This is a genomic window from Kitasatospora sp. NPDC057965 (genome assembly GCF_042887135.1).
Taxonomy (GTDB): domain Bacteria; phylum Actinomycetota; class Actinomycetes; order Streptomycetales; family Streptomycetaceae; genus Kitasatospora.
Genome location: NZ_JBHVPZ010000077.1, coordinates 1 through 1641 on the forward strand (window position 1 = coordinate 1; position 1641 = coordinate 1641).

Annotated in this window: 2 protein-coding genes; both read left to right on the forward strand. The window is 47.5% G+C overall.

Annotated elements, in window-relative coordinates:
• Window positions 1–68 precede the first annotated feature (68 nt).
• Window positions 69–824, forward strand: a complete 756-nt coding sequence (locus ACFVVU_RS39110) for a hypothetical protein (protein ID WP_021838006.1) — start codon at window positions 69–71, stop codon at window positions 822–824.
• Window positions 824–1456, forward strand: coding sequence for a relaxase/mobilization nuclease domain-containing protein (locus tag ACFVVU_RS39115; RefSeq protein WP_021838007.1), 633 nt, complete (start codon window positions 824–826; stop codon window positions 1454–1456). The genes ACFVVU_RS39110 and ACFVVU_RS39115 overlap by 1 nt, the downstream gene beginning before the upstream one ends.
• Window positions 1457–1641 lie beyond the last annotated feature (185 nt).

Sequence of the window (1641 nt, forward strand, 5' to 3'; positions counted from 1 at the left end):
CCCTAGACCCCCACAGTGCGACACTCTAAAATTGAGCTAAACACTCAATTTTAGGAGGTCGAAAAACCATGGTCGCCCGGCAAAAAGAATCCGTCCGACTCGACCCTGAAATTGTTTCGCTCGGTCGCAAGCTCGCGAAACAAGATTTCGGGTCTGAAAAGAAGTTTGGCCTTTTGATCGAGAACGCCATCAGGGCGTATCACGCTCGAAAAGTCCAACCTGTCGAAGCAAGCTCGCTGCTGTCCGCAACCGAGCAAGCTTTGATCGACAGGATTGAAAAACGCGTTCAAGACATGGGAAAGCAAACCGTTGAACGGATTGCTAACCTCACGGCAAAGTCATCATTCGAGACAGTCTACAGCTCCATCATTCTGGAACGAATATTTGACAGTCTCTTTAACAAAAGCAATCCAAAACAAAAGCGTGAAGAAATCCGCGGACTTGCCGCCAAGCGAATGCAGGGCCGTCTCGACAAGGAAGGCGCTGAAAAGATCAGCTCTCTCATTCAGGAAAACAAAGCACTAGAGTCTGAATGCAATCAGATCAGAGAGATGCTTGCCCAAATGGCAGCACAATACGAAGAGCTTCAGAAACTGCATGAGTCATTAAATCAAAAACACGAAAATCAAAAAGCCAACACCCAACATTATTACAACCGCGCAAGGCAGATCGATCAGGAAAAAGAGGAGTTAACCCGGCAGCTGCGCAATCAAGAAAAAGAAAACGCATCGCTGCAGAAGAAACTCCAGTTCCTTCTGGACAATTACAGCCGGTTTAAGTCAAACAGGAATTTGATTGAAGAATACGAGCAGGGGAGATACTGATGGTCGTTCATGTGAAATCGCTTGGTTTTGCCAGCCACCACAAAGGCGGCAAGCCGATCTCTCACATCAAAGAGCATATCAAGTACATAGAACTTGATCGTGATCATCACCGGACGCCGCCGGAACTGTTCACGGCTACCCAGGACAACATCAAACGAATTGAATTTTTCCAAAAGCTGAACGAACAGCCAAAGGTCGGCGTGGTCGGCCATAAGCTCGTGATCTCGCTCAGCGAGGATGAAAAAGAGCGCTACGGGACCGATCTGAAGGAATTGGTCCGAGACACCATGAATCGTTTTGAAACCAAGTACAACGTTAAACTAGATTGGGTTTCCGCCGTCCATGATGATAAAGGGCATCCTCACGCGCATGTCGTCATTCGAGGCTATAACGAGGATGGAAAACAGGTCGGCCTGTATCCTTCCCACCTGAAAGACTTGCATCAATTCGCTGATCAGGAAAAGCTACGGCAGTTTGAGAGATCAAAAGACAGCGCCCGCAGTCGTGATTTTTTGAAAGAGCTAGAGGAAGAAAGAAAGCATGAACCAACGCTTGATCTACCCCTTGCATTGGAGCCGGAACATGCCGTCAAAAACAAAGCACGATCAAGAGATCAAGAAATGGAACGTTGAGACAGGCCCCGCGGCCTGTTTTTTTGTTTTTCTGGCTTGTAGCGTTGACTTTTCGAAATAGGAAGGCATTTACGAGATTCATAGCGAATGTTGTAGCGCATAAGGAAAAATCGAGGAGAACCGCAAAGAACACCGAAACAACCGCAGTCTCATATACACATCTCCCACCCCACGAGACACCAACC

Bases quoted from the DNA above. Each gene is read 5' to 3' on its own strand.
- ACFVVU_RS39110 (WP_021838006.1), top strand. From the start codon at position 69: ATGGTCGCCCGGCAAAAAGAATCCGTCCGACTCGACCCTGAAATTGTT.
- ACFVVU_RS39115 (WP_021838007.1), top strand. From the start codon at position 824: ATGGTCGTTCATGTGAAATCGCTTGGTTTTGCCAGCCACCACAAAGGC.